This is a genomic window from Shewanella corallii, assembly GCF_023349125.1.
Taxonomy (GTDB): Bacteria; Pseudomonadota; Gammaproteobacteria; order Enterobacterales; family Shewanellaceae; genus Shewanella; species Shewanella corallii.
On record NZ_JAKIKT010000007.1, the window covers coordinates 229131 to 254144 of the forward strand.

Below are 25014 nucleotides of genomic sequence, written 5' to 3' on the forward strand. Positions count from 1 at the left end.
GGCTATGAAGGGAAAATTGCAGGGAAAGGTAGCTCTGGTTGTTGGCGCATCCAAAGAGGGAAACATAGGGCAGGGCATTGCCAAACTCTTCAGTCTTGAGGGCGCCGAAGTTGTGGCATCAGGACGGGATACAAGAGGACTGAAGGCATTTTCACAAACAACCGGCATTAGCGTATTGCGCTGTGACATCCAGAAAATCAGGCAAATTGAGCACCTTGTTGAGACCGTCATCGAGAAGTACGGGAGACTGGATATTGTTGTCCAGGCCGCAGGTTCTGGCCTGAACAAACCCTTTCTGGAGGTCACCCAGGCTGAATTGAAAGAGATGACAGATACTCAGTTTATAGGCCCCTTTAGGCTTTTACAGATGTGTATCCCTGCGATGAGTTATGGCGGTTCAATTATTCAAATATCCTCTGCAGCTGCTACTGTGATGTTGGAAAACTATGCCCCCTATATGGCAACCAAAGCCGGGATTGACCATTTGATTCGCGTGATCGCCAATGAGTTTGGACACCTTGGACTCAAGGCCAATTCCATTTCCCCGGGGCTTACTCCAACGCCCATGACCAAAGACGCTATCTCCATTCCCGGACTGAGGGAGGCATTTGAAAAGCAGTCTCCTTTGGGAAGACTGTCCACGGTAGATGATATTGCTCAGTGCGCGCTTTTTTTGGCCAGTGATGACTGTTTTATCAGTGGGGAGAATCTTCAGGTCAATGGTGGCTTGAGGTTGAGAGGCTTTCCTACAGCAGAAGAGATTAACGAATCCATGTTGTTGGCAAAACTTCGGTAGAACCAAGATGAATCAATCACATGTCCTCAGGTTTCTTTGTGATCAAGATGCGCTCGCTGAGAATACCAACCGCAGGTTTTGGCTTGATAAGCTTCCAGTGTTGCTGTGCCTTCATCAGGGAGAGTTTATTGCTTTTGTTGACCAGTGTCCTCATCAGATGAAGTCTCTGGAAGGTGGTGTGATGAGGGCCAATAAACTCTACTGTCCCGTTCATGGAGCCAGCTTTGAACTGCCCCATGGTCGTCACTTGTCACCACCGGCTTGCCGTGGCCTGTTACCAATGACCGTCATCAAAAAAGACGGAAAGGTTTTTGTTGAAGTCAAAACGGAGTGAGCAAGGCTTATGAATACTGAATCCAGGATTCCGGCAGAGGTTTACCCGGGTGATAGTAATTTGGAAAAAGCCCCTGAGCCGGAAATGAAATACATACCGGTTACCGGTGAGAGATATACAGATAAAGGTTTTATGTCTCTTGAGTGGGAGCATGTTTGGCGTAAGGTCTGGCATATTGCCGGGCCTGTAACGGATTGCGCCCATGAAGGTGACTATTTCACAACTGAGCTGGGACCAGAGTCGTTGCTATTTGTTGCTGGCCCACAGGGTAGGATTCAGGGTTTTTACAATGTTTGCCAGCATAGAGGCGCCCGTTTGGTGCTGAATGAGAAAGGCAGTGTCAGTTCCTTTTCATGTCTTTATCACGGCTGGCGCTATTATCTTGACGGTCGTCTTGCTGATGCTCAGGATCGTGAGGATTTTGACTCGGACCCATGTTCACATGTGCAGCTCAATAAAATCAGGACCCAGTGTTTTGCCGGTTTTGTCTGGTACTGCCTGGATGATGATGCACAAGATCTTGATGCCTTTCTTGGGCCAATAAAGTCTCAGCTTCAGACCTGGAAAATGGAAGAGGCACTGCGGGTTGAGCACTTTACTGTAGAGCTTCCCTGCAACTGGAAAGTGGTCATCGACAATTTTCAGGAAGGCTACCATATACGGACATTACATCCTCAATTGCTGGAGACTGTAGATGAGAACAAGGAAGCGGTTCAGTATGACCTTTATCCGGGAGGACACTCTCGTATGGTATTATTGGGTTGCCATCCCAGCCCTAACCTGCAGCCTCCAGACATAGTTCCCCAAGTCTTGGTACAGATGCTGGCGAAATGGGGCTTATCAGCGGATGACTTCAGTGGCCGATTGGAGCAGATCCGTCCGGCCTTACAACGTCAAAAACGCCGATTAGCCGATAGTTTCAATAAAGATTTCAGCCATCTGACAGACTCTCAATTGACAGATAACTACCTGTACGATCTGTTTCCAAGCTGTGCGCTCAGTGTTTATCCAGAAGGGGAGTACATATGGTTGTTGCGTTCACTTCCACACCCGAGTGACCCCACGAAATGCCTTTTTGATTACTGGACACTGGCCAGATTTCCGGCTGGCCAGGAGAGTCTTTACTGGGAGCATATGGACATGACATTGACCCGAGACCAAGAGGTTGAACATAAGAGATTCAAGTTTGGCGAGCAGTCAATCAGTTACGGCATAGATCAGGATATCGGGATCTGCGAAGCCGTCCAACAGGGGATGGCATCAGCAGGCTTTAAACAGGCGATTTTCTGTCATCAAGAACGTCGGGTGCAGTTTCTTCACGACAATATCAACAGATATATAAAGGCGGGGACGAGATGAAACTGGTGTCAATCGAAAAGGCCCGAAATATGCTGACGATACAGTCTGTGGTTTATCAGCTGGCCCGAGGTGTCGACAGGATGGACGATGCTCTGATACGGGATTGTTTCTGGCCGGATGCTACTGATGATCACGGCCTTTACCGTGGCAGTGCCATGGGGTTTGTTGATTGGGTATTACCCCTGTTGGCGCAGATGCAAAGAACTCAGCACATCATAGGTAACGTGCTGATTGACATTGCTGGCACTAACGCATGGTGCGAGAGTTATTTTCAGGCCTATCACCAGTTAGAGCAGAGCGATGGCCAAAGCGATATGTATGCTGCGGGTCGCTACCTTGACCTGTTTGAACTGAGAAACCATGAGTGGCGCATTATCCACCGCCAGGTGGTTTATGACTGGAATCGAAATGAAGCCAGTAGCAGCAGCTGGGATGTTTCTCCTATGAAGGATATGTTGCAACGGGGAGAGAGAGCAACCCATGACCTCTCTTATCAGGATTTGGCCAGCAACAGAAAGGCGATTTTGAGTGAGGATATATAATCCTGAGCTGAGGATTCTGGCCAGCCAGATGCCCTCGTTTGATCTAAAAGATATTGATAAGAGCCGGCTGGAGCTGGCTGGAATGATGACCTTGTTGCAGGGTGAAGAAACAGGCCAGTGCTCTGATGATATAGTGATCAGCGACCTAATCATTCCAGGACTCACCGGGGAGCCCTCGGTCAAGTTGCGCCTTTATACCCCGCAAACCAAAACCAAAGGCTTGGGATGTTATCTCAACATCCACGGCGGCGGCTTCGTGATGGGGGGCCTTGAGCTGGATCATCAAAGGTGTTTGACCATTGCCAGGGAATGTCGGTCAGTGTGTGTCAACATTGAGTATCGTTTGGCGCCTGAAGCGCCATACCCTGCACAGCTCAATGACTGCCATGCCGCCTTTAACTGGTTATGCTCAGATGCGCATGATTTGCCCATCGACAGAAACAAAATCTGTATCGGTGGCATCAGTGCTGGTGGGGCCATAGCTGTCAGCCTGTGTCTTGCAATAAGGGATATGGGAAAGGCCGCGGCTTTGTGTGGTCTGGTGCTTTGTTATCCGGCTTTAGATGATACCTGTCATACGACATCCATGCTGGAGGGGGAAGATCTCTATATCTGGAACCGGCAAAATTGCATGGACATGTGGCGCTGTTATTTGGGGACGTCTCAACCAGAATCGCTCGAATACGCGGTACCGGCCAAAGTCTCCGACCTATCTGAGTTACCACCAACCTACCTGTCAGTATGTGAGCATGATGCTTTGAGAGACGAAGGCTTGCAGTTTGGCTGCAGAATGCTCAGCCAAGGTGTACAGGTAGAGATGCACTGTTTTGCAGGGACCGTTCACGGGTTTGATTTTATGACAACCAGAGGGATATCAGCCACAGCGGTGGCCGAGATAGTCGCTTTTATCAACCAACAGTACGCATAATAACTGCTCTAGTCGTTATTATGCGGCGGTCAGCCCACCATCTATGGTGACGGCGGCCCCATTCATATAACTGTTGTTGTCACTGCACAGCCATTGCATAGCTTCAACCACCTCCTGGGTGGTAGCCAGCCGTAACATTGGCACCTGCGAGGCAAGGTGCTGTTGAAACTTCTGCCCCTTTTCGCCAGCAATTTCGTCCAACATAGGCGTTGTGGCAAATGTTGGGCATAAGGCATTGACTCTGATCCCCTTTCTACCATACTCCAGGGCTGCACTTCGGGTGAGCCCCAGTACTCCATGCTTGGCAGCCGCATAGAGCCCTAAAAAAGGCGACCCAATAAGGCCGGACACAGACGCGGTATTGAGAATTGTCCCTGTAGAGGTTTCAAGCATGATGCTTAGTTCCTGCTGCATACAGAGAAAAGTTCCCTTCAGGTTCACATTGATAGTTTTGTCGAACTCATCCTCAGTTAAATCGGCGATGCGATTGAGAGGGTGTACAACACCGGCGTTGTTGATGGCAATATCCAGCGAGCCATAATGCTCCTTAAGGCGATTGAAGGCACTGTTAACTTCCGCAGGGTTACTGATATCACAGCGGAGTAGCAAATACTCTGCGCCAGTTTCATCCAACACAAGGCTGGAATCTTTCAGTTGTTGCATATTGATGTCCAAAAGTGCCAATCGCGCGCCACTGTTTGCAAAGGCTTGAGCGGCCGCTTTACCAAAGCCTGAGGCGGCTCCCGTTATCAACACTGTCTTACCTGAGAAATCATATTTGACTGTCATTGTGTGTCTCCGGTTCACATGTTGGCATTACTGTGTCCGCCGTCTACCGGCAGGGCGACACCTGTGATAAAGGAGCCAGCTTCGGACGCCAGCATTAAAAAGGGTGCCGTCAGCTCCTCTAACCGTCCCAGACGCTGCATTGGCATGGAGTTGATATAGCTGATGCCTTTATCTGTAGCGAAGTAGTCCTGATTAAGTTCTGTCAGAAAATACCCCGGGCATAGAGCATTTACTCTGACATTTTTGCGGCTCCACTCCAGCGCCAGACTACGGGTCAATTGGATCACGGCAGCCTTAGAGGTCGCATAGCTACTTTGAGCAAGAGACACTCTTAATCCCAGGATGGAGGCGGTATTGACTATGCTGCACTTGTGTCCCCCATTGATGGCCCTCAGGCCTGCCTCCATAGCCACCCGCCAAGCGCCTTTAAGATTGGTTTCCAATACTCTGTCCCAGCTGGGTTCGTCACAATGAACTGCGAGGCGGGCTTCTGAAATACCTGCGTTATTTGAAACTATGTTGACGCCGCCCCAACGCTCTTGTGTCAGATCAAAAGCTGCTTTCACACTCTTGCTGTCAGTGACATCCATTTGAATTGCCAACGCCTGCCCTCCAAAGGCTTCAATCTCCGTCACCAGACTGCTGAGTTTTTCAATGCGTCTGGCGCATACAGAGACTCTTGCCCCCCTGAGTGCGAGAACCTTGGCGAAGTGTTTTCCAAGTCCGCTGGATGCTCCTGTTACAAGGGCCGTCTGTCCTGTCAGGTCGAAGATGGTTTCAGTCATGACAATACTCCTGGGTAGTTAGATTTGGTTGTTAGTTTCCAGATGTTCTATGGCCATCGCAGCCAGCATGGGAGCCAATTCGCCATAGGCAGCAGCCTTGTCGCTGGAGGCATTGCCTTGCTGAGCCCGTCTCATCACCCCTTGTAGAATTGCTGCAAATCGGAAGAAACTGAAACAGAGGTAGAAACTCCAGTCAGAGATTTTATCTATACCCCGGGATTGGCAATACAGACCGACATACTCCTCCTCAGAGGGAATGCCCAGGGCTTTCCTGTCTAAGCCACCCAGCCCCTTAAGTGCAGAGGAATTAGGCATTCTCAGTTGCATGCATTGATAAGCGAGATCCGCCAGGGGGTGCCCCAACGTTGATAATTCCCAGTCGAGTAAGGCTTTAATCTCTGTTGTTTGTGGATCAAAGATAAAATTATCCAGTCTTATATCGCCGTGAATCAGGCTGATCTGGCCATCATCCTGTGGCGAGTTGGCGTTTAGCCAGGAGACGAGTCTGAGCATATTGGGATCCGGTTCATCAATGGACTCGAGATATTGCTGCTGCCAGCGGGCGATCTGGCGTTCAAAGTAATTCCCCGGTCTGCCAAAGTCGTCAAGCCCAATCTCGGAAGGGGCGATATCATGAAGACAGGCCATTACCTTATTCATTCCCGCATAAACCGCATGACGTGTCTGTGGCGTCAGTTCAGGCAAGGCCGGGTCCCAGTATATGGTTCCCGGTTCATAACTCATTACGTAGAACATCTCTCCAATTACGCTGGGCTCGGGTGAGAGATACAGGGCTCGGGGAACAGGGACTCCTGAGTACTGCAGCGCCTTTATTACTCTGTACTCCCTGTCCACGGCATGGGCTGATTTTAGGAGTTTTCCCATTGGCTTTTTTCTAAGCACATACTGACCGGAGTCTGCAGTCAGCAAATACGTGGGATTAGATTGACCACCGGCAAATTTCTCTATTTGGCTGAGCCCGTAAAAACCGGGAATCTTGTCTGGGAGATACTCCCCCAGTTCAAGTTGCATGCGTTTATCCATGGGGAGGCTCCTGGGAGTATCTCTTAATGAGTTGCTTGCCGAGGGACATCATATGGACTTCATCCGGCCCATCTGCCAGTCGGCAATATCTGGCATAGTTGAATGCTTCTGCCAGGAACCAGTCATCTGACAGGCCACCTGCACCATGAATTTGCATCACTCTATCGATCACGGCCTGCGCCATTACCGGCACGCTTATCTTCGCTGCCGCAATCAAATCCCTGGCTTCTTTAGCTCCCTTTTTATCTATGGCATCTGCGGTAGCCAATGTCAGAAGTCTGGCTTGCTGTATCTCTGTATATGATTGAGCCAATGCTTCTCTGACAGATTGGTGTTCACCTATTAGTTTGCCAAAGGTCTGCCTTTCATTAGCTCTGATACAGCCAAGCTCTAATGCACGTTGTGCACAACCAATAAGGCGCATACAGTGATGGATCCGCCCTGGCCCCAGCCGTCCCTGAGCAATTTCAAACCCTCTGCCTTCACCCAACAATAGATTCTCTTTGGGGACTTTGACCTTGTTGAAACGGACTTCGGCATGTCCCAACGGAGCGTCGTCATAACCCAGCGTGGACAAAGGTCGAATGATTTCAACGCCAGCAGCATCGGCGGGTACCAGTATTTGGCTTTGCTGCTGGTGCCGGTTAGGGTTAGTAGGATCAGACTTACCCATCACAATGAAGATTTTACAGTTTTCATGCATGGCCCCGGTAATGAACCATTTACGACCATTCACTGTGTAATTATCACCCTCACGGGTAATAGAGCATTGAATATTGGTCGCATCGGAAGAGGCAATTTGCGGCTCTGTCATGGCATATGCGGAGCGGATTTCTCCTTCCAGCAGTGGCCTGAGCCATCGCGCCTGATGCTTTGCGGAACCATACTTGAGCAGTACCTCCATGTTGCCGGTATCCGGGGCATTGCAGTTAAACACTTCCGGTGCCCACAGGACTCTTCCCATCAATTCTGCCAACGGAGCATATTCCAGATTAGACAGACCAACGCCACCAAATGTTTTGAATTGCTCTGGGATAAACAGATTCCACAACCCCTGCTCACGGGCAAGAGCCTTGAGTTTCGTCATTAGTGGGGGAGTGCTCCAACGATTACTGGCCTGCTCGAGTTGCTGTTTATAGTCCTGCTCGACCGGATAAACGTGAGCCTGCATAAAGTCTTGTAATTGCCTCTGGTATTTGACTGCCTTTGGAGAAAGTTCGAAGTTCATGGGCATTTCCGTTTTAGTCAGTAGGTTATGTATTGATCTTGGTGGTGACCTATGTGAGGCGATTCATTAAAACTGGAGATCCGCATTGTATTGCGATTAAAAAAACAGCGGCTGATGCCGGTATTTTTCATTTGCAGGTTCAATTCGATGACGTTGCTGATAGGGACATTCAGCAGTTGACCTAGCACTGTCGCGATGACGCCCCCCGAGCTGATCACCAGCACTTTTTGATGTCCTGAATGGCATACCAGAGATCGCAGCTCGGTAACCCGCTGAGAGAAATCCTCATAGGGTTCAAGGTGACCGGAAAACTCTCCCTGACTCCATCGCTGGAAAGCGACGCGAAGTGCCCGGAAATACTCTGATTTACTGCTTTTTAAAAGGTTGGAGTCACAGGGTTGATATTGGGCATAAACCTGCATCAGGGTTTCAAAATCGAACTCATTGGCTAGCAGGGAAGGTATATATTTTTGGTCAGAGTAAGATATTCCCATATGGTTTAGAGTATCCAGTTGACGCTTGAGTGTTCCCGTCACGGCAACGTCGAACTGAATAGCATTTGCTTTGACATACTCTCCCAACATTCGGGCCTGCTCAGTGCCAGTCTTGGTTAGACGGTCGTAATCTTCAGTACCAAAACTGGCCTGTCCATGTCGTACCCAAAAAACTTCACCCAAAGTCGGCACCTCGCAGTGGTTCCAATATATAGAAGACACAAAGCTCGTTCAGAGATAGATAAATGAATCGAGCTTGTTTGTCGAAGGTTGCAGGTTTGTAGCTTAGGTGGTAAAAAACAAACAGTCAAATCTGTTTTTTAGTATGTGAATGCTGATTGATTAATGAGAATCAGAGGAACTATCCAGTTCCATAATGTGCCACTTTGGAGATAGGTTGATGATTTACAAAGGTAATAAAATCTGTGCTCAGGCGGTGCAGGCTGAAGGGCTGGAATTGGTCGTCGAGTTGGTATTCAACGCCACTGACAATAATAACTTGTTGGATACTGAAGCCCTTCATGAATTGGCCGAGATACTGGATCAGCTCGAGGGGATGGACAAGTTGAGTGCCGTATTGCTCACATCGGGCAAAGAACATTTCATTCTCGGCGCTGATATTAACGAGTTTCCCAAACTTTTATCTGGCTCCAAAAAATCAGTCAACGCATGGATAGGCAACTATGCATCTCTATTTGAGCGGCTGGAGTCACTGCCCGTTCCGACTCTGGCGGCTATCAACGGCATGGCATTGGGTGGGGGGCTTGAGACTGCACTGGCCTGTGATTTCCGTTTTGCTGCAAAGTCCGCCAGCGTAGGCTTGCCTGAATCCAGTTTGGGAATTATGCCGGGGTTTGGGGGAACTGTTCGCCTGCCGCGACTTATAGGAGCCGACAACGCAATCAACATCATGGTCTCTGCACAGCAGTTGACTGCTGATGAGGCGCTGAGATTGGGTGTTGTTGATGCTGTGGTTGCCGATGGGGAGCTGTACCAGGCAGCATTAACATTTTTACATAGGCACCTGTCTGAAAGCCCGCTGGACAGAGGCAGCAGAGAGCTCAAGTTATCACCTCTCAGACTATCTGTAACAGAACGTGCCATGCTGTTTGAGTACCAGAGAGCGAAATTCCGCAGACAAGCGGCAACCAACCCAGCGGTTAATGCCATTATCAATTCGGTGGAGCGAGGAGCTGAGTTTGGTCGCCAGGGGGCTGCGAATGTTGAGTGTCAGGTATTTTCTCAGCTTGCTATGACCAGCAGTGCCAGAGCTCAAATTGGAGCATTTCTGGCAGATAAGAAGATCAAACGTACGGCAAAAGCGCTGGCTGAGCCAGCAAACAAGCTTACTCGTTCTGCAGTGCTTGGTGCCGGGATAATGGGAGCTGGCATAGCCTATGTGTCAGCTATCAAAGGGATTGAGGTCATCATCAAGGATATCTTACCAGCATCTCTGGAGTCTGGCAGTGACAAGATAAAAGAGTGGTTGGAAAAGGATGTTAAACGGGGTAAGCGCTCCGCCGGCCAGGCATTGACACTCTGGAACAACGTGAGTTTTACCACCTATTACGATGAACTTAAAGACTGCGACATAGTGACAGAGGCGGTAGTCGAGAACATAGAGATTAAAGCCAGGGTGCTGACAGAATTGGAGCAAGTGGTCAATAAAGACACCCTGATAGCATCCAATACGTCAACCATAGCCATTAATCAACTGGCCGGTTACCTCAAGCACCCCCATAGATTTTGTGGCATGCACTATTTTAACCCGGTACCACAAATGGCACTGGTTGAGATCATTCGCGGAAAGCAAACGTCTGAGCAGACAATTATTGATGCATTGGCATTCGCCCGTGCCCAGGGAAAGGTCCCCATAGTTGTTAATGATTGTCCCGGTTTTTATATCAACAGAGTGCTGTTCCCCTACCTGGCTGCGTTCAGTTTGCTGCTGCTGGAAGGAGTGGACTTCACCAGGATTGACAGGGTTATGGAGCAAGAGTTCGGTTGGCCTATGGGACCGGCATGGCTGGCCGATGTGATAGGAATCGACACCCTAGATCATTGTACTGATGTCATGGCTGAAGGTTTTCCAGAGCGTATGCCCAAAATTAAAGACGATCCTATTTCATTGCTTTACCAGGCTGGCCGATTGGGGGTCAAGCGCGACAAAGGTTTTTACCAATACTCTATCGATAAACGTGGTAAAAGTGCCAAACAGGCGCTGGAACTTCCCATTGACCCGGTTGATTACAACCGGGAGATCGAGGATGCCGACATCATCTATCGCCTGATGATCCCCATGGTTAATGAGGTGCTTCGTTGTCTGGATGAGGGAATTGTCGGTTCGGCGGAAGAGGCTGATATGGGATTAGTTTACGCCCTTGGATTCCCCAGGTTCCGTGGTGGGCCGCTCAGATATCTGGATGCCACTGGTCTGGATGAGTTTATCGAAGCAGCTGACCGATACCGGGGACTTGGGGAGATCTATCAGGTGCCAGAATCATTGCGACTGAGAGCTGCTGCGAGCCAAACCATTTACGCTTGAATTCAATAGAGACAGGGACATGAAAGAAGCTGTGATTATAGACGCCGTGCGCACTCCCATGGGACGTTCCAAAAATGGCGTATTCAGAAACATCCGTGCCGAAGTCATGTCGGCGCATACCATGCAGACCATACTGGCTCGATACCCCCAGGTGGAGCCGGACAAAATAGATGATGTGATATGGGGATGTGTTAAACAAACCCGGGAACAGGGATTCAATATCGCCAGAATGGCGGCGCTGCTGGCGGGAATCCCCGAGGAAGTGCCTGCGCAGACTGTAAACCGTCTTTGTGGCTCCTCAATGCAGGCTATTCATACGGCGGCAGCCTCCATTCAAGCCGGGTTGGGTGATATCTACATTGTCGGCGGCGTAGAGCATATGGGGCATGTCGCTATGGGGCTTGATATGGACATTGCACCCCAACTGGCCCTGAGTGTGGCCGAGGGGGCCGCTAATATGGGGTGGACCGCTGAGCGATTGGCTTCCAGGTACAACATCTGTCGAAATATGCAGGATGCCTTTGCCGTCAGGTCTCATCAACGGGCCGCGATGGCAGAGCAGTCCGGTTACAGTGCATCAGAAATTATTGCGACCCGAGGACATGATGCCAGTGGGGTGCCTGTCTGGGTGGATTATGATGAGGTAATCAGGGCCGACACTTCAAAGTCGGTTATTGGCACCCTTAAACCTGTGTTTAAACAGGGAGGGACAGTCACAGCGGCCAATGCTTCAGCGATTTCTGATGGTGCCAGTGCCATGCTGGTTATGTCTGCCTCCAAAGCTAAATCTTTGGGGCTGGTACCAAGGGCAAAAATACGCTGCATGGGGCTGTCCGGCTGCGCCCCTTCAGAAATGGGTATAGGTCCGGTTCCCGCCACCAAAAAAGCGTTGGCAAAGGGTCGACTAAAATTACGAGATATTGAGGTGGCTGAGTTCAATGAAGCCTTTGCAGCTCAGGTGCTGGCTAGTCTCCAAGCACTGGACTGGCTCGACGAGGTCGACGATAAAATTAATCTACATGGCGGTGCAATTTCACTGGGGCATCCGTTGGGATGCTCCGGTGCACGTATTACGGGTACCTTACTAAATGTGATGGAGACCAGAGATGTGCAATTGGGCCTCGCCACCATGTGTATTGGTTATGGTCAGGGGATTGCGACAGTGCTGGAGCGTGTTTAGCAACTTAATTTTGTTGAAACTGAGGAGGGCTTAAATCATGACCTTGATTCACCTTCGACTACTGGTAATGATTTTAGCTGGCTTGCTTTACCCTGCACATGCCTCTCAAAAGCAGCTTTTGTGGGGGGATACCCATACCCACAGCAGTTACTCTTTCGATGCCTTCTTAAGTGATAACAGGACCGCAGATCCTGATACCGCCTATCGATTTGCGCGTGGAGAACCTGTTCTGCATCCATTACACAAATGGCGCGTACAACTTAGTAGACCTCTTGACTTCCTGGTGGTGGCGGACCATGCCGAGGGGCTAGGGGTGATGGAGATTTATTACTCCGGGCGTCATCCGGTTGAACTCACCGAAGATATCAGGGAACTGCGTGAGGCTGTTGATTCCGGAGAGGGACAGACCTTCTTCACCCGGGTTCTACCGCTGATCTTTCCCTCCGCAGATTTCGTCACAGATAACCCTGTAGAGCTTAAAGGTTATGACAATGTGGTCAGACTGGCCTGGCATGATCTGGTTGATGCGGCTGACAGGCACAATCGCCCCGGGGAGTTCACCACATTTGTAGGCTGGGAGTGGAGTGCCTATGAGGGAGGGGGCAATTTGCACAGGGTGGTATTTAGCCCCATCAACGCCTCAGAGGCAAAAACCTTTATGCCTTTCGGGGCTGACAAGAGCAATGACCCCAGGGATTTATGGCGATTTTTAGAGCAGCTTAATAAAAGTAGAGGCTATGACTTTATTGCGATTCCACATAACTCCAATGTGTCACGCAACAGGATGTTTCCCCCTTTGGTGACAGATATACCGGGTAACAAATCTCTGTGGGCGCAAATGCGGTACAGGTGGGAGCCTGTGGTGGAAATTACTCAATATAAGGGGGATTCGGAAACGCATCCCAATCTGAGTCCTGAAGATGAATTTGCAGATTTCTCACCCTTCCCATTTCTGATTTCATCTGTCGTCCCTGAACCTTACAGTCCAGATAGAGGTGATTTTGTGCGTTCAGGATTGTTGTCTGGTCTCAAACTAAGGCAAGCTCTGGGCACAAATCCCTATGAGTTTGGCGTGATAGGTTCCACCGACAGTCATACAGGATTGTCTACCGCAGAGGAAGATGAGTTTGCAGGCAAGATGGCCATGGATGGTATACCAGAGTCGAAAGCTATGATGTACAGCGAGGATAGTTTCAATGGCTGGGATATGTCGGCGGCGGGTATGGCAGCAGTTTGGGCAGAGGCCAATACCAGAGATGCAATTTTCGATGCTTTTAAGCGTCGTGAGGTGTATGGGACAACTGGCCCGAGGATCAGTCTAAAGCTCTATGCCGGATGGGAGCTGACACAAGGTGATCTGACTGCAGTGCTAGACCAAAAGCCGCCGTTGGGTAGCGTTCCCATGGGAGGCATACTCACCATGCCAAAGGGCAAGGCATCCGCGCCATCTCTAATTATCTCTGCGGTTAAAGATCCGCTTAATGCCAACCTGGACAGGGTTCAGGTGATTAAAGGTTGGGTAGACGAAGAAGGGAAAGCCAGAGAACGGGTCTACAATGTTGCCTGGGACAGGGACAGACGCGAGTTGGATGAAGATGGCAAGCTTGAGGCTGTGGGTAACACTGTATCTATGACCACAGGGCGGGCCGACAACAGTATTGGCAGTGCCGAATTGTCTGTTCTGTGGCGAGATCCGGATTTCCGTTCTAATGAAGACGCTTTTTACTATGTGAGGGTGTTGCAGATCCCTACGATTCATCACTCATGGCTTGATGCCCGGGCGCTGGGAAAAACGGCAATAGAAGGTCAGCCAAAAACTATACAGGAAAGGGCTTATTCCAGCCCTGTATGGTATTATGCGCCACGCTGACAGACTCAGTTTTGTCTACCATCGGTTGCTGCAAGCTCTGATTGGTATTGGCAGGGAGCCCCTGGCGGTTTATCTGGCGCTTACACCATTCATCTACTGGTTTTTTTCTTCCGGACTGCTGGGCTTTGACAACGAGATTGACCAAATCTCCCATGAAGGAATGTTACAGCGGGTAGCGTCAGAACACTCTGTCCCTATAGCCTCGATTAATGAATATTGGGCTGGCTTGAGCGAGACTGAGAGGATGGGGATTCGTCGCAGGTATCTGGAAACCAAACTGCTGTCTCTTCGGGCCAGGGAACTGGGTCTGCAACAGTCAGACACGGTTATTGAGGGACGGCTGGCCCAAAAGCTCAATCTGGTATTGGAGCAGGGGGTGACAGAAGCGGCGCCCGGATCGCAGGAACTTCGCAGTTTCTACCAGCAGCGTCCAGAGCTTTATACCTCTCCGGCTAGGTTTTCAATCAGTTTTACCTTCTCCCCCATGCCTGAGCAAGCAGGTATCGAGCCTGTACTTTACTCTCCCCAGCCCAGAGGAAACCCTGCAATACACCAGCTGTACTTAGTTAGCGAGCACAGTCTCACCGAGAAGTTTGGCTCCGCTTTTATCCGGGAGTTGCAGCAGCAAGAGGCTCATCAATGGTCCAGGACACTGGATTCAGAACTGGGAAAGGTTCAAGTTTGGATTCATGTTAAATATCCCTCCCGTCACCTGGCTTTCGATGAAGTCAGACAACAAGTGCTGGCTGATTGGCGGGCAGATGCTGCTAAGCAGCGGCAAGCCCACTATATAGAACGGCTGAAGAAGAAATATGCTGATCGCATTGATGAGGCGCTGTTGCCATGAGAAGCGCACTGTTTTTGTGGTTGCTGTTATTGAGCCACTCTGTCTATTCCCATGGCAATCTGCCCGTCATTGTTGGGGTATCAGAGGACGCGAATGGCGTAGTGTTGACGATACCTCAGGGCGAGATATTCAGGTTAAATCACACTCTGTGTCTTGGCGCTAAGGAGGATAAGCCTGCTTTTGCATTGGTTGACCTGAATTATCGATGTCGTCATGGGCGATTGAATGAAATTTGGTTGAGGTTAACACGGGAGCAAGCACACAGAGGCCCTGCGCTCAGATATTCTGATGAAGGGGTTCAAACCCTGAAAGTAGACGGGGATTATCGGGTACAGTTGCTTTCCCATGCCAGTCCCTCTTATATCAATCTGATTGTTGCTGGGGCCAGTCACCTGTTGTTTGGCTGGGATCATCTCTTGATTCTGTTACTCCTGGTATTGGAACGTCAGCCGCTGAAGGACACTGCGAGCAGTGCTTGTGCCTTCGCAATGGGTCATTTTGTCGCCATTCTCTGGATAACCTTCCTCGCCCCCCAACTTAATGCCAGAGGCGTCGAGGCGCTGATTGCCTCCAGTATATTGGTTTATGCCAGAACCTTGTTGAAAAAAGGAGCTGAACCAATACCAATTATGTTCAAATCCGGACTTTGGCTGATGCTGGGATTGATACATGGGGCGGGCTTGAGTGCTGGGCTTGCGGTGGCTGGGGATTGGCCTGCAAAGTTTGGCTCGGTATTGCTGTTTAATCTGGGAATCGATCTAACCCAGTTGGTGGTACTCACGACTGCCTGGTGGCTGGTGAGTCATATCCGTGAGAGTCGCAGTTTTTCAGCATTCAGCGGGGCTTTGATTTTTACGGCAGGTCTGCTTGGCGTAGGTCGTTTAATGATGTTGCTTGGCCCGACATCAGGCTTGACTGGTTGATACATCGTTATATCAAGACAAAAGGATCTGCTTTATGGACACGGAGATGAATCTGAGGGCCAGACAAGATGTAAACGACCTTATCAATCGGTATCTACTGGCGGTCGACAAATACTGCAATGGCATGATGACCAAACAAACTCTGAGACAGGAGTTTGCCGGAATCTTCTGCCGCGATGTGGAGGTCCTGGTTGATTTTCAGGGTCAGACGACGGAGCACTCAGGGGCGGCATCCTGGTGCGACCATGTTGAGCAGGGGCTGGCTGAGTTTAACTACTGTCAGCACTTTCTGGGGCCTGAACTGGTAAAATTTGAAAACTGGCTGGCTACTGAAAACAGTATACAGGAGGCTTATACCGAGGCTGAGTATCCACTTCATACTTTTCATCTGACTGATACTCAACGGGTTGAATTCCTTGGGTGGTATTTTGTTTCTTCATGCTACAACCGGGAACAGGGGTGGAGAGTGTGCCGGTTGGCTCTGTTTATTGACCATGTTTTACGAAGTGAATATTGAACCGTGCAGATTTCATCAGGTGCCGAGACCACGCCTGCGCTGGGGTTGGGCGACTCATAGTCCAAAAGTCTAATTCTCAAACCGACCAATGCATGAGATTTAGGTAACTCTGGAGCAAGCTCAGGCTATTATATTGAGCCTGGCTGGCGTCCATAACCAAATCGACATTGCAGTTTGGATGAGACTGGGAGGAACCATGGGGACTGTAGCCAACGACATGCGCATTCAGGCGCTGACAGACAGGGACGATTATTGGGCAAGAGCCGCTGCGGTAATTGATTGGCATACTCCCTGGGACAGGGTACTGGATGACAGTCAGGCTCCTTTCTACAAGTGGTACGCAGGAGCTGAGCTGAATACCTGTTACAATGCGGTGGACAGGCATGTGGCAGCTGGTCGGGGGGATCAAACCGCGATTCAGTATGTAAGCCCCGTGACCAACTCGGAGTTGGCAATCAGTTACCGTGAACTTCAGCTGCATGTGAGCAAATTGGCGGGCTATCTGCACTCCATTGGCGTGGAAAAGGGCGACCGTGTAGTGATCTATATGCCCATGATCCCAGATACCGCCTACGCCATGCTGGCCTGTGCCCGGATAGGTGCTATTCACTCAGTGGTGTTTGGTGGCTTCGCGGCCAATGAGCTGGCAACACGTATCAACGACGCCAAACCCAAAGCCTTGATCAGTGCCTCCTGTGGCATCGAGCCCTCAGGCGTAGTGGAGTACAAACCTCTGCTGGATGCTGCGCTGGAACAGGCCTCTCACAAGGTTGAACACTGCCTTGTTCTGAATCGCCCCCAATGTCAGGCGCAGATGCAAACCGGCAGAGACCATGATTGGGACAGCGTTGTCCCGCAGGCTCCACAGATTGGCTGTGTCCCCGTGGCGGCGACAGATCCCCTTTATATTCTCTATACCTCAGGGACCACAGGTCAGCCAAAAGGTGTGGTTCGCGATAACGGCGGTCACGCAGTGGCACTGGCCTGGTCGATGAAGCATGTTTATGACATCAATCCCGGTGACGTATTCTGGGCTGCCTCAGATGTGGGGTGGGTGGTCGGCCACTCCTATATTGTCTATGGCCCATTGCTGGTCGGTGCCACCTCTTTGTTATTTGAAGGTAAGCCTGTAGGCACTCCCGATGCGGGGACTTTCTGGCGCGTGATCAATCAATACGGGGTGAAGAGTTTCTTTACTGCACCAACCGCCATCAGGGCGATAAAGCGTGAAGATCCTGATGGTGAATTTATTAAAGGGATAAATCTGGATTGTCTTGGCAGCCTGTTCCTGGCCGGTGAGCGTTGTGACCCGGATACCCTTAACTGGGCTCATGAAAAACTGGGCAAGCCTGTGATAGACCACTGGTGGCAGACTGAGACCGGCTGGCCAGTTGCGGCCAATTTAATGGGAACAGATCCTGTGCCGGTCAAGCCAGGTTCTCCTGCGCAGGCCGTTCCTGGCTATCAGGTGGAAGTGTTGGATGAATCCGGTGAGCAGGTGGCGGCCAATACCTCGGGGAATGTGGTGATCAAGCTGCCATTGCCACCGGGAACCCTGACGACCTTGTGGGGTAATGACCAGCGTTATCGTGACAGTTACCTGTCTATGTATGAAGGCTACTATCTTACCGGAGATGCCGGGTATCTGGATGAGGATGGCTACCTGTATATTATGAGTCGTATTGACGACATCATTAATGTGGCAGGGCACAGATTGTCGACCGGTCGGTTTGAAGAGGTGTTGTGCCAGCATGATGCTGTTGCTGAAGCCGCTGTAATTGGAGTGGAGGATAAACTCAAAGGTCAGTTGCCTTTGGGGCTGGTGGTGCTGAGAAATGGAACCAATATCAGTGAGGCTCAATTGCAGCAGGAACTGATAGCTTTGGTGCGCAGCGAAATTGGCCCAGTTGCGGCTTTCCGTTTGGTGACTGCCATCCCCAAACTGCCTAAAACCCGCTCAGGTAAAATATTGCGGGGTACCATGCGTCAGATTGCGGCTCATCAACCGCTGAAGATCCCGGCGACCATTGAAGATCCCATGACACTTGAACTGGTGAAAGAGGCGTTGGCCAGGTTGGGATATAAGTGATGGATGATTGAGCAAATCCGCGCCGCGATTAGGACAATCGGATTTCGATAAATTCACCGCAAAACTGCACAGGGGCAAGAAATCTTGCCTCCTGTTGTTTTGTTGTAAAGGATTGTGTACTGGAATTTGCGCACAGGTTACCGCTATAATCGCGCCCGTGATTTTTCCCCAGTCTTTGGAAGCAATTTTTGATGCAACATGAATCAACTTCAGTTGCGGCAATTGGCGTCATTGGCTTGGGCGTGATGGGCAAGAATCTGGCGTTAAATATCGCCGATAATGGATATCGTGTCTCCGCCTTCGACCTGGATGTCTCCAAAATCCGCACTGCCGAACAGCAAGCTCTGCATGAGTTCGGTACTCAGGACCGTCTGACCGGTTTTGACTCTCTCCCCTCTTTGTTGGCCAGCCTGGCCACTCCAAGACTTATTGTTTTGTCTATTCCCGCAGGTAAGCCTGTGGATGCAGTCTGCCAATCCCTTATTGAAGCTGGCATTGAAACTTCAGACATTGTGGTGGATACGGGCAACAGCCTGTGGACAGACACCATAGAGCGTGAGCAGCGCTACCGCGAGCATTTCCACTTTTTCTCCTCAGCGGTTTCCGGTGGTGAAATGGGCGCCCGTTTTGGTCCATGTCTGATGCCAAGTGGCAACGCCGATGCCTGGCAGCATCTTGCTCCTGTGTGGGAAGCCATTGCCGCCAAGGTGGACTCGCAAACCGGATTGCCGCTGGAACGTACTGCGCCTGGACAGACTGACATTCAGGGGGAGCCCTGTACTGCCTATATTGGCCCGGCAGGCTCTGGCCATTATGTGAAGATGGTGCATAACGGTATCGAGTACGCCGACATGCAGCTTATCTGCGAGGCTTACCACCTGATGTCCTCTGGTCTGGGGATGTCGGCAGCGGACATTGGTGAGGTATTCGGTCGTTGGAATCAAGGTCCGCTGAACTCCTATCTGATGGAGATCAGCGCAGATATTCTGGCTCAGGACGATCCGGACACAGGTGCGCCTCTGGTTGAAGTAATTCTGGATAAGGCCGGTCAAAAGGGAACCGGTTTGTGGACTGCGGTCTCCAGCCTGCAACTGGGCTGTCCTGCTCCGACTATTGCTGAAGCGGTATATGCCCGCGCAGTGAGTAATCAAAAGTCACTGCGTGAAGCCTTAAGCCAGCAACTGGCAGCACCGGCCAATCCGCCTCAGCTGGATAAAGAGAACTTTATTAATGCGCTGGAGTCGGCACTCCTGTGTGCCAAGGTGGCCTGTTATGCTCAGGGATTCCAGTTGATGGCAATGAATGCGGCGGATCAGGGCTGGCAGCTTAACTTTGCCGACATCGCCCGTATCTGGCGTGCCGGTTGTATTATCCGCGCCGGGTTCCTGCAGCAGATCACCTCTGCCTATGAGGCTGAGCCAAACCTGGAACATATGCTGAAAGCTGACTCCTTTGCGGGAATGTTGGCTGAGCATCAGCAGGGCTGGCGTGAGGTGGTGGCCCAGGGTGTGATGCTGGGGATTCCTGTGCCCTGTATCTCAAGTGCGCTGAGTTATTACGACAGCTACCGTGCTGCGGTATTGCCTGCCAACCTGCTGCAGGGACAAAGGGATTACTTTGGTGCCCATACCTTTGAGCGTACCGATAAACCAGCAGGTGATAAGTACCATCTGAACTGGAGTCAGTCACCAAGGGATTTGGTGAAGATAGGCTGACGGCCAATAGATAAACCTTAATAAAAAAGGCTTACCAGTTTCAGTGGTAAGCCTTTTTTGTGTTTAAAGAAGGTGTGTTATTGCGGGATTATCAGGCCTGCACTGAACAGGAAGCTGAACACCATAGTTAGCTTGGCTGTGCGTCCCAACAGCGGATTAAGCGCTTCACCACTGGTTTGCTGAAAAGCAGCACACAGGCTGCGGGCCATCAGTAGTGCCGGTCCTGCCAGCAGCACCGGCCAGCCGGGCAAAGCACCCATTAAATAACCACCGATAATCAAACCAAATGGCAGATAAACCAATGCCTGATAAAGATCCTTGGCACGACCCTCTCCGATACGAACTGCCAGGGTGCGTTTGTTGGCTTTGGTGTCGGTTTGAATATCGCGGGTATTGTTAACCAGCATAATGGCCGCGTTGAAGAAACCAATGGCACTGCCCAGCAACCAGGCGCTTGAGCTGGTGGTGCCAGCCTGCAGGAAATAGGCGCCAACTACAGCCACCAAACCGAAAAAGACAAAGGCTGCAACCTCACCCAACCCATGGGAAGCCATAGGGTAGGGGCCACCGCTGTAACCCAGGGCGCCCAGTACGGCAAATACCGCCAGCAGGGCAATAATCCAGCCACCGTGGGCAATCAAAAACAAGCCGACGGCCACCGCTGAAACTAACGACATTATCATGGCATTGCGCACGGCTTCAGGTTTAAGTAAACCGCTTTGTGTTACGCGGGTCGGGCCCAGTCGCTCTTCTGTGTCGATACCGTTTTTAAAGTCAAAGTAGTCGTTGGCCAGGTTCACGGCGATCTGCAGCAGAACCGCACAGGCTGTAGACAGCAAGGCGATGGTGAGACTGAAAGAGTCCAGTTTCAGGGCCAACATGTTGCCCACCAATAGCGGGCCTATAGCGGCTGGCAATGTGCGGGGACGAATGGCTAAAATCCAGGGATTCATGAGTTTCCGCTTCTGTTACGGGTTATCAGACAGTGCCGGTTTGTGTCCGGCGGGCATAGGGAACTGGGTTAAATGGCCAGTGTCCAGCGTTGCCAAAGGGCGCATATTTTACAGTTTTTCCCTGTCAATTTATACCACTTAAGTCCCGGATATGATCTCTGGCACGATACAATCACCTGAGATTTCCGCGCAGATCGGATCTCTTTGGCGGTAGCTCGGATACTGAACACTAATCGGGGAATTAACCTTTTATCCCAAACACATCGGGTTATACTGACGCCTTGTGTAATCCTAAGTTACGCTCAGGCGACTGAAGTCAGTGAGTCAATGAGCGTGCTCAATCAAGTGAAACTCATGAGTCAGGTATTGAATGATTTAGTCTCTCTGCTGTCGCTGGAGCCCATAGAGATGGGACTGTTCCGTGGCCAGAGTCAGGATATTGGAATTGGCCATGTATTCGGTGGGCAGGTGATGGGACAAGCACTCAGCGCCGCACGCCAGACAGTTGAAGCCGGACGTAAGGTACACTCCTTCCACGCCTATTTTTTGCGTGCCGGTGATGAAAAAATGCCGATTGTCTACGATGTTGAAATCATGCGTGATGGTGGCAGCTTCAGCGCCCGCAGGGTTAAAGCGATTCAGAAGGGCAAGCCGATATTCTATATGACCTGTTCATTCCAGACGCCTGAACCCGGCTTTGACCATCATGCCGTGATGCCACAGGTGGCGGGACCTGACGGTCTGCTGAATCAGCAGGAAGTGGCGATGACCATGCGGGATAAAGTACCGCCACGCATACTGCAGGCGTTTATGGCCGACGCGCCTATTGAGATGCGACTGGTGGAACCTCTGGATCCAATTGCCCCTCAGCCTGCAGCTCCGACCCGTAATGTGTGGATGCGTTTGAACGGTGAGCTGAATAGTGATGTCAGTGTACATGAGTACCTGCTGGCTTATGCCTCAGACTTTAACTTTTTGGTCACGGCAGCCCAGCCTCACGGAGTGTCGTTCCTGACACCGGGTATGCGCTTTGCCACCATAGATCATGCGATGTGGTTCCACCGTCCGGTAAACTTCAACGAATGGTTGCTATATAGTATCGATAGCCCCAATGCAGTGGGCGGACGTGGTTTTGTCCGGGGACAGTTTTTCAACCAGGCCGGAGAGCTGGTGGCGTCAACCACCCAGGAAGGCTTAATGCGATATGCTAGAGGAAAATAATATGTTGGCAAAATTGGTCCGGATGATGGCTGTGTGCGCTCTGTTGCTTGGTGTGTCAGCCTGTGTAACCGTCGAACCGCCAAAGCCGGTGATTGTAAACGGTGCTGCCGGCTATCTTGAACGGATTGCACTGCCTTCCGGCTCGGTAATCAATATCTCCATTGTGGATCTGAATACCCGGGGATCGATATTTGCACAAAAGACCTTTGAAGTGGCCCGGGTGCCGGTGCCATTCAAGTTTATTTTGCCTGCCGAAACCATAGACAAGAGTATCAACTATGGTGTGGTGGCAATGATCACCTATAAAGATCAGGTGTTGTTTCAAACCTTCACCCGCTACCCGGTGATTAACAACGGCAAGTTCACCACTGAAGTGCTGATGAAACCGGTAAGTCAGTAATCCAGCTTATTTGAATCAGGCTCCTTCGGGGGCCTTTTTCATGCCTTTGGGGAGAAAAGGGGTTGTTAAAGGAGTTGAATGAGTCGCAGGCAGAGCATCAGATCTCCGCCTGGATGCAGGATGACAGTGAACGCATGCAAGCACTGGAAGACGTAAAGTCTGTGAGTGAGGCTACCGGGCAGGCGCTTTGGCTGGCGGCAGGCTTTGTGCGTAATCTGGTGTGGGACAGTTTGTATCTTACCTATGACTCGCCGCTGAATGATATCGATGTGATTTTCCATGATCAGCACAATCCACTGCCTGAACAGGACAAATTCATTGAAGCACAACTGAGTAAGCTCTCTCCCCAATTTCCCTGGTCGGTAAAAAATCAGGCTCGTATGCATCTGCGCAACGGCGACCCTGAATACCAGGGATTACAAGATGCCATCTCCTATTGGCCTGAGCAGCAAACTGCAGTGGCAGTGCGGCTTGGCGGGAAGGGGGAACTTGAGTTTATCAGTGCCTTTGGACTGGCTTGTTTATTCAATGGCCGTCTCGAACACAACCCCGCCAGAGACAGGAGTGTGTTTCTGCAAAGAGTACAATCCAAAGGCTGGTTACAGCAATATCCGGATCTGTTGCTGACTTGTGATTAGAAAGTAGAGAGAACTGCGGCGTTTTTGTGATCTTGATCGCTTTATGGGCGGAGTAAGCTGCTGTAACAGGAATAAATTGATTCAGATCAATCCTCTGTGACACATACTTTGGCAGTGTATTCACAACTTGTTAAGGATGTGAATAAAGCAGCGCTGCGCGTTGTGGTTATGGAGAATGATGATGAAAAAGTCTGTACTGTCCGGTTTGATCGCTGCCACCCTGATTTCTGCTCCGGTTTTCGCTCACCAGGCCGGTGATATCATTGTGCGTGCAGGTGCTGTGGTTGTAGCTCCCAATGAGTCGAGCCAGGATGTAGATTTGACCGGATTTGACCTGCCTAATTTCGGTGAGTTTTCTGTAAACAGCAATACTCAGCTGGGCCTGAATTTTGGCTATATGATTACAGATAACTTCGGCGTTGAATTGCTGGCAGCTACACCTTTTTCTCATGAAGTGACTTTGGCTGGAGTTCATATTGCTGATACCAAGCACCTGCCACCGACTCTGGTTGCCCAGTATTATTTCGGTAATGCTGACTCCAAGCTGCGTCCATACGTTGGTCTGGGTGTGAACTTTACCAACTTCTTTGATAACGAATTTACTCAGGCTGGCAAAGATTTAGGCCTTGGTCTGGAAAATCTCAGTCTTGAAAACTCTTGGGGCGTTGCTGCTCAGGTGGGTCTGGACTATCAGGTAAACAAGAACTGGCTGGTAAACGCGTCAGTTTGGTACGCAGATATCAGTACTGATGTGAAATTTAATTCAGCCGTTGGGCCTGTATCCATTGAAACTGATATCGACCCATGGGTATACATGGTTAGCGTAGGTTACGTTTTCTAAAGGCAATTAATCGTTCCCTGCCTTTAGCTGGCGCACAGTTCCCCGTGCGCCAATTTAAGCCGGCGAAAGCCGGCCTTTTTGTGTCTGTAATTTGGCTTATTGGCCTGACTGTTTCTTCTGCTTTTTCTTCCAGCGGCGGGTGTTGTAAATGAACTCAGGCAGCAGCCTGGTCATCCAGGCCACAATAATCCAGCGCTTTGGAACATACGCGCGGCGCTTGCCTTTGGCCAGTGTCGACAATATCTGCCTGGCCACCACGGGCAAAGGAGCCAGCCACATTTTGGCACCCTGCATAGCGGCTTTATCCAACATACCCAGCTGGATGTCGGTAATAGTGACCGGCAGTTTCAGGCGTTGGGCGTGCATGCTCAGGCCTTCCAGATAGTTCTGGGCGAAGGCTTTGGAGGCGTGATAAGAGATGCTTGGGCCGCCACGCAGTCCCGCGACTGAGTTGACTGCCCCCAGCTGGCCATACCCCTGTTCCCGCAGTAAACGGAAGGCGGTATTGCACATGGCGGCAAAGCCTTTGACGTTGACATTGATAATGTCATCTTCGGGACCCCAGGGCAGCTCTGGGTCATAGTGATTTACGCCGGTATTTACCAACACCAGATGAGCACCACCCAGTTGTTGCCATACCTGCTCAAGCTGAGCAATCGCGGTTTGAGGCTGATAGATATCCAGAGCATGCACAGTGACTTTGCCGGGCAAAGATTGGGCGAACTCTGACAAAGCTTCGGGAGCGGGAACCAACAAAGCCAGTTCTACCTGTTGCTCTGAGAGCTGTTTGGCGATTTCCCGGCTCAATTGTGAGCTGGCACCAATAATAATTGCAGTTGCTTGAGTCATATGGGTTTCGGGCAAACCTTGGGGCGCTTATCATAGGAGGATACCCAAGTGACTTCAAGATGCCGAATTCACAAGCATGAGAAGATTTCTAATTGGATGTATAGACATCCAGAAGTCTTATTGTATG

At 50.6% G+C, this 25014-nt stretch carries 24 protein-coding genes; 17 read left to right on the plus strand and 7 right to left on the minus strand.

All coding sequences use genetic code 11. The annotated features are described in order from the left end of the window. Positions 1–4: 4 nt before the first annotated feature. Genes L2725_RS17290 through L2725_RS17310 form a run of 5 tightly spaced genes read left to right on the plus strand, consistent with a single transcriptional unit; the run spans position 5 to position 3959 of the window. Complete coding sequence (locus tag L2725_RS17290) at positions 5–796, plus strand: SDR family oxidoreductase (RefSeq protein WP_249250096.1); 792 nt, start codon at positions 5–7, stop codon at positions 794–796. Positions 797–803: 7 nt separating this feature from the next. Further along, entirely contained in the window at positions 804–1130 is a 327-nt protein-coding gene (locus L2725_RS17295) for a Rieske (2Fe-2S) protein (protein WP_249250097.1), read from the plus strand. A 9-nt stretch (positions 1131–1139) separates the two neighbouring features. Continuing rightward, positions 1140–2489 carry an aromatic ring-hydroxylating oxygenase subunit alpha gene (locus tag L2725_RS17300; RefSeq protein ID WP_249250098.1) on the plus strand — a complete coding sequence of 450 codons (1350 nt, stop codon included), beginning with the start codon at positions 1140–1142 and terminating at the stop codon, positions 2487–2489. Next, positions 2486–3031, plus strand: a complete 546-nt coding sequence (locus L2725_RS17305; RefSeq protein ID WP_249250099.1) for a nuclear transport factor 2 family protein — start codon at positions 2486–2488, stop codon at positions 3029–3031. Before L2725_RS17300 ends, L2725_RS17305 begins: the two co-directional genes overlap by 4 nt. Further along, positions 3018–3959: an alpha/beta hydrolase gene (locus tag L2725_RS17310; RefSeq protein ID WP_249250100.1), complete on the plus strand. Its 942-nt coding sequence runs from the start codon at positions 3018–3020 to the stop codon at positions 3957–3959. The genes L2725_RS17305 and L2725_RS17310 overlap by 14 nt, the downstream gene beginning before the upstream one ends. Positions 3960–3977: 18 nt before the next feature. Here the strand turns inward: L2725_RS17310 and L2725_RS17315 are convergent, their stop codons facing one another. The 5 genes from L2725_RS17315 to L2725_RS17335 are packed head-to-tail and all read right to left on the minus strand — an operon-like array spanning position 3978 to position 8482. After that, complete coding sequence (locus tag L2725_RS17315) at positions 3978–4748, minus strand: SDR family NAD(P)-dependent oxidoreductase (RefSeq protein WP_249250102.1); 771 nt, start codon at positions 4746–4748, stop codon at positions 3978–3980. Positions 4749–4762: 14 nt separating this feature from the next. Next, positions 4763–5533 (minus strand): SDR family NAD(P)-dependent oxidoreductase, encoded by a 771-nt coding sequence (locus L2725_RS17320; protein ID WP_249250104.1) that lies wholly within the window; start codon positions 5531–5533, stop codon positions 4763–4765. 18 nt (positions 5534–5551) lie between these two features. Further along, positions 5552–6577, minus strand: coding sequence for a phosphotransferase family protein (locus tag L2725_RS17325; RefSeq protein ID WP_249250106.1), 1026 nt, complete (start codon positions 6575–6577; stop codon positions 5552–5554). Further along, complete coding sequence (locus L2725_RS17330; RefSeq protein ID WP_249250108.1) at positions 6570–7805, minus strand: acyl-CoA dehydrogenase family protein; 1236 nt, start codon at positions 7803–7805, stop codon at positions 6570–6572. Before L2725_RS17330 ends, L2725_RS17325 begins: the two co-directional genes overlap by 8 nt. A gap of 17 nt (positions 7806–7822) precedes the next feature. Continuing rightward, the gene (locus L2725_RS17335) at positions 7823–8482 is read right to left on the minus strand and encodes a histidine phosphatase family protein (protein ID WP_249250109.1); all 660 of its coding nucleotides are present in this window, start codon (positions 8480–8482) and stop codon (positions 7823–7825) included. A 217-nt stretch (positions 8483–8699) separates the two neighbouring features. Here L2725_RS17335 and fadB point away from each other — a divergent pair, with 217 nt between their 5' ends. From fadB to gndA, 8 genes are all read left to right on the plus strand, one after another. Continuing rightward, entirely contained in the window at positions 8700–10844 is a 2145-nt protein-coding gene (fadB, locus tag L2725_RS17340) for a fatty acid oxidation complex subunit alpha FadB (protein ID WP_249250110.1), read from the plus strand. A gap of 19 nt (positions 10845–10863) precedes the next feature. Beyond that, complete coding sequence (gene fadA / locus L2725_RS17345) at positions 10864–12024, plus strand: acetyl-CoA C-acyltransferase FadA (protein ID WP_249250111.1); 1161 nt, start codon at positions 10864–10866, stop codon at positions 12022–12024. A 37-nt stretch (positions 12025–12061) separates the two neighbouring features. Continuing rightward, positions 12062–13894 (plus strand): DUF3604 domain-containing protein, encoded by a 1833-nt coding sequence (locus L2725_RS17350; RefSeq protein ID WP_249250112.1) that lies wholly within the window; start codon positions 12062–12064, stop codon positions 13892–13894. Beyond that, complete coding sequence (locus L2725_RS17355; RefSeq protein WP_249250113.1) at positions 13881–14741, plus strand: peptidylprolyl isomerase; 861 nt, start codon at positions 13881–13883, stop codon at positions 14739–14741. The genes L2725_RS17350 and L2725_RS17355 overlap by 14 nt, the downstream gene beginning before the upstream one ends. Next, a complete protein-coding gene (locus L2725_RS17360) occupies positions 14738–15664 on the plus strand; it encodes a HupE/UreJ family protein (RefSeq protein WP_249250114.1) in 927 nt (308 codons plus the stop codon). Before L2725_RS17355 ends, L2725_RS17360 begins: the two co-directional genes overlap by 4 nt. A 34-nt stretch (positions 15665–15698) precedes the next feature. After that, on the plus strand, positions 15699–16181 hold the full coding sequence (locus L2725_RS17365) for a nuclear transport factor 2 family protein (RefSeq protein ID WP_249250115.1): 483 nt from the start codon (positions 15699–15701) through the stop codon (positions 16179–16181). Positions 16182–16359: 178 nt separating this feature from the next. Continuing rightward, the gene (locus L2725_RS17370; RefSeq protein WP_249250117.1) at positions 16360–18270 is read left to right on the plus strand and encodes a propionyl-CoA synthetase; all 1911 of its coding nucleotides are present in this window, start codon (positions 16360–16362) and stop codon (positions 18268–18270) included. 191 nt (positions 18271–18461) lie between these two features. Next, positions 18462–19985 carry an NADP-dependent phosphogluconate dehydrogenase gene (gene gndA / locus L2725_RS17375; protein ID WP_249250119.1) on the plus strand — a complete coding sequence of 508 codons (1524 nt, stop codon included), beginning with the start codon at positions 18462–18464 and terminating at the stop codon, positions 19983–19985. A gap of 77 nt (positions 19986–20062) precedes the next feature. Here the strand turns inward: gndA and L2725_RS17380 are convergent, their stop codons facing one another. Continuing rightward, entirely contained in the window at positions 20063–20938 is an 876-nt protein-coding gene (locus tag L2725_RS17380; RefSeq protein ID WP_249250121.1) for a 1,4-dihydroxy-2-naphthoate polyprenyltransferase, read from the minus strand. A gap of 354 nt (positions 20939–21292) precedes the next feature. Here L2725_RS17380 and tesB point away from each other — a divergent pair, with 354 nt between their 5' ends. From tesB to ompW, 4 genes are all read left to right on the plus strand, one after another. After that, a complete protein-coding gene (tesB, locus tag L2725_RS17385; protein WP_249250122.1) occupies positions 21293–22159 on the plus strand; it encodes an acyl-CoA thioesterase II in 867 nt (288 codons plus the stop codon). A 1-nt stretch (position 22160) separates the two neighbouring features. Next, positions 22161–22559, plus strand: coding sequence for a YbaY family lipoprotein (locus L2725_RS17390; protein WP_249250123.1), 399 nt, complete (start codon positions 22161–22163; stop codon positions 22557–22559). Positions 22560–22621: 62 nt separating this feature from the next. Beyond that, a complete protein-coding gene (locus L2725_RS17395; RefSeq protein ID WP_249250124.1) occupies positions 22622–23197 on the plus strand; it encodes a nucleotidyltransferase family protein in 576 nt (191 codons plus the stop codon). A 178-nt stretch (positions 23198–23375) separates the two neighbouring features. After that, positions 23376–24038: an outer membrane protein OmpW gene (ompW, locus tag L2725_RS17400; RefSeq protein WP_248935974.1), complete on the plus strand. Its 663-nt coding sequence runs from the start codon at positions 23376–23378 to the stop codon at positions 24036–24038. Between the two features lie 96 nt (positions 24039–24134). Here the strand turns inward: ompW and L2725_RS17405 are convergent, their stop codons facing one another. Beyond that, entirely contained in the window at positions 24135–24887 is a 753-nt protein-coding gene (locus L2725_RS17405; RefSeq protein WP_249250125.1) for an SDR family NAD(P)-dependent oxidoreductase, read from the minus strand. Positions 24888–25014: the final 127 nt, after the last annotated feature.

Bases quoted from the DNA above. Each gene is read 5' to 3' on its own strand.
- L2725_RS17290 (WP_249250096.1), top strand. From the start codon at position 5: ATGAAGGGAAAATTGCAGGGAAAGGTAGCTCTGGTTGTTGGCGCATCC.
- L2725_RS17295 (WP_249250097.1), top strand. From the start codon at position 804: ATGAATCAATCACATGTCCTCAGGTTTCTTTGTGATCAAGATGCGCTC.
- L2725_RS17300 (WP_249250098.1), top strand. From the start codon at position 1,140: ATGAATACTGAATCCAGGATTCCGGCAGAGGTTTACCCGGGTGATAGT.
- L2725_RS17305 (WP_249250099.1), top strand. From the start codon at position 2,486: ATGAAACTGGTGTCAATCGAAAAGGCCCGAAATATGCTGACGATACAG.
- L2725_RS17315 (WP_249250102.1), bottom strand. From the start codon at position 4,748: ATGACAGTCAAATATGATTTCTCAGGTAAGACAGTGTTGATAACGGGA.
- L2725_RS17320 (WP_249250104.1), bottom strand. From the start codon at position 5,533: ATGACTGAAACCATCTTCGACCTGACAGGACAGACGGCCCTTGTAACA.
- L2725_RS17325 (WP_249250106.1), bottom strand. From the start codon at position 6,577: ATGGATAAACGCATGCAACTTGAACTGGGGGAGTATCTCCCAGACAAG.
- L2725_RS17330 (WP_249250108.1), bottom strand. From the start codon at position 7,805: ATGAACTTCGAACTTTCTCCAAAGGCAGTCAAATACCAGAGGCAATTA.
- fadB (WP_249250110.1), top strand. From the start codon at position 8,700: ATGATTTACAAAGGTAATAAAATCTGTGCTCAGGCGGTGCAGGCTGAA.
- fadA (WP_249250111.1), top strand. From the start codon at position 10,864: ATGAAAGAAGCTGTGATTATAGACGCCGTGCGCACTCCCATGGGACGT.
- L2725_RS17350 (WP_249250112.1), top strand. From the start codon at position 12,062: ATGACCTTGATTCACCTTCGACTACTGGTAATGATTTTAGCTGGCTTG.
- L2725_RS17355 (WP_249250113.1), top strand. From the start codon at position 13,881: ATGCGCCACGCTGACAGACTCAGTTTTGTCTACCATCGGTTGCTGCAA.
- L2725_RS17360 (WP_249250114.1), top strand. From the start codon at position 14,738: ATGAGAAGCGCACTGTTTTTGTGGTTGCTGTTATTGAGCCACTCTGTC.
- L2725_RS17365 (WP_249250115.1), top strand. From the start codon at position 15,699: ATGGACACGGAGATGAATCTGAGGGCCAGACAAGATGTAAACGACCTT.
- L2725_RS17370 (WP_249250117.1), top strand. From the start codon at position 16,360: ATGAGACTGGGAGGAACCATGGGGACTGTAGCCAACGACATGCGCATT.
- gndA (WP_249250119.1), top strand. From the start codon at position 18,462: ATGCAACATGAATCAACTTCAGTTGCGGCAATTGGCGTCATTGGCTTG.
- L2725_RS17380 (WP_249250121.1), bottom strand. From the start codon at position 20,938: ATGAATCCCTGGATTTTAGCCATTCGTCCCCGCACATTGCCAGCCGCT.
- tesB (WP_249250122.1), top strand. From the start codon at position 21,293: ATGAGTCAGGTATTGAATGATTTAGTCTCTCTGCTGTCGCTGGAGCCC.
- L2725_RS17390 (WP_249250123.1), top strand. From the start codon at position 22,161: ATGTTGGCAAAATTGGTCCGGATGATGGCTGTGTGCGCTCTGTTGCTT.
- ompW (WP_248935974.1), top strand. From the start codon at position 23,376: ATGATGAAAAAGTCTGTACTGTCCGGTTTGATCGCTGCCACCCTGATT.
- L2725_RS17405 (WP_249250125.1), bottom strand. From the start codon at position 24,887: ATGACTCAAGCAACTGCAATTATTATTGGTGCCAGCTCACAATTGAGC.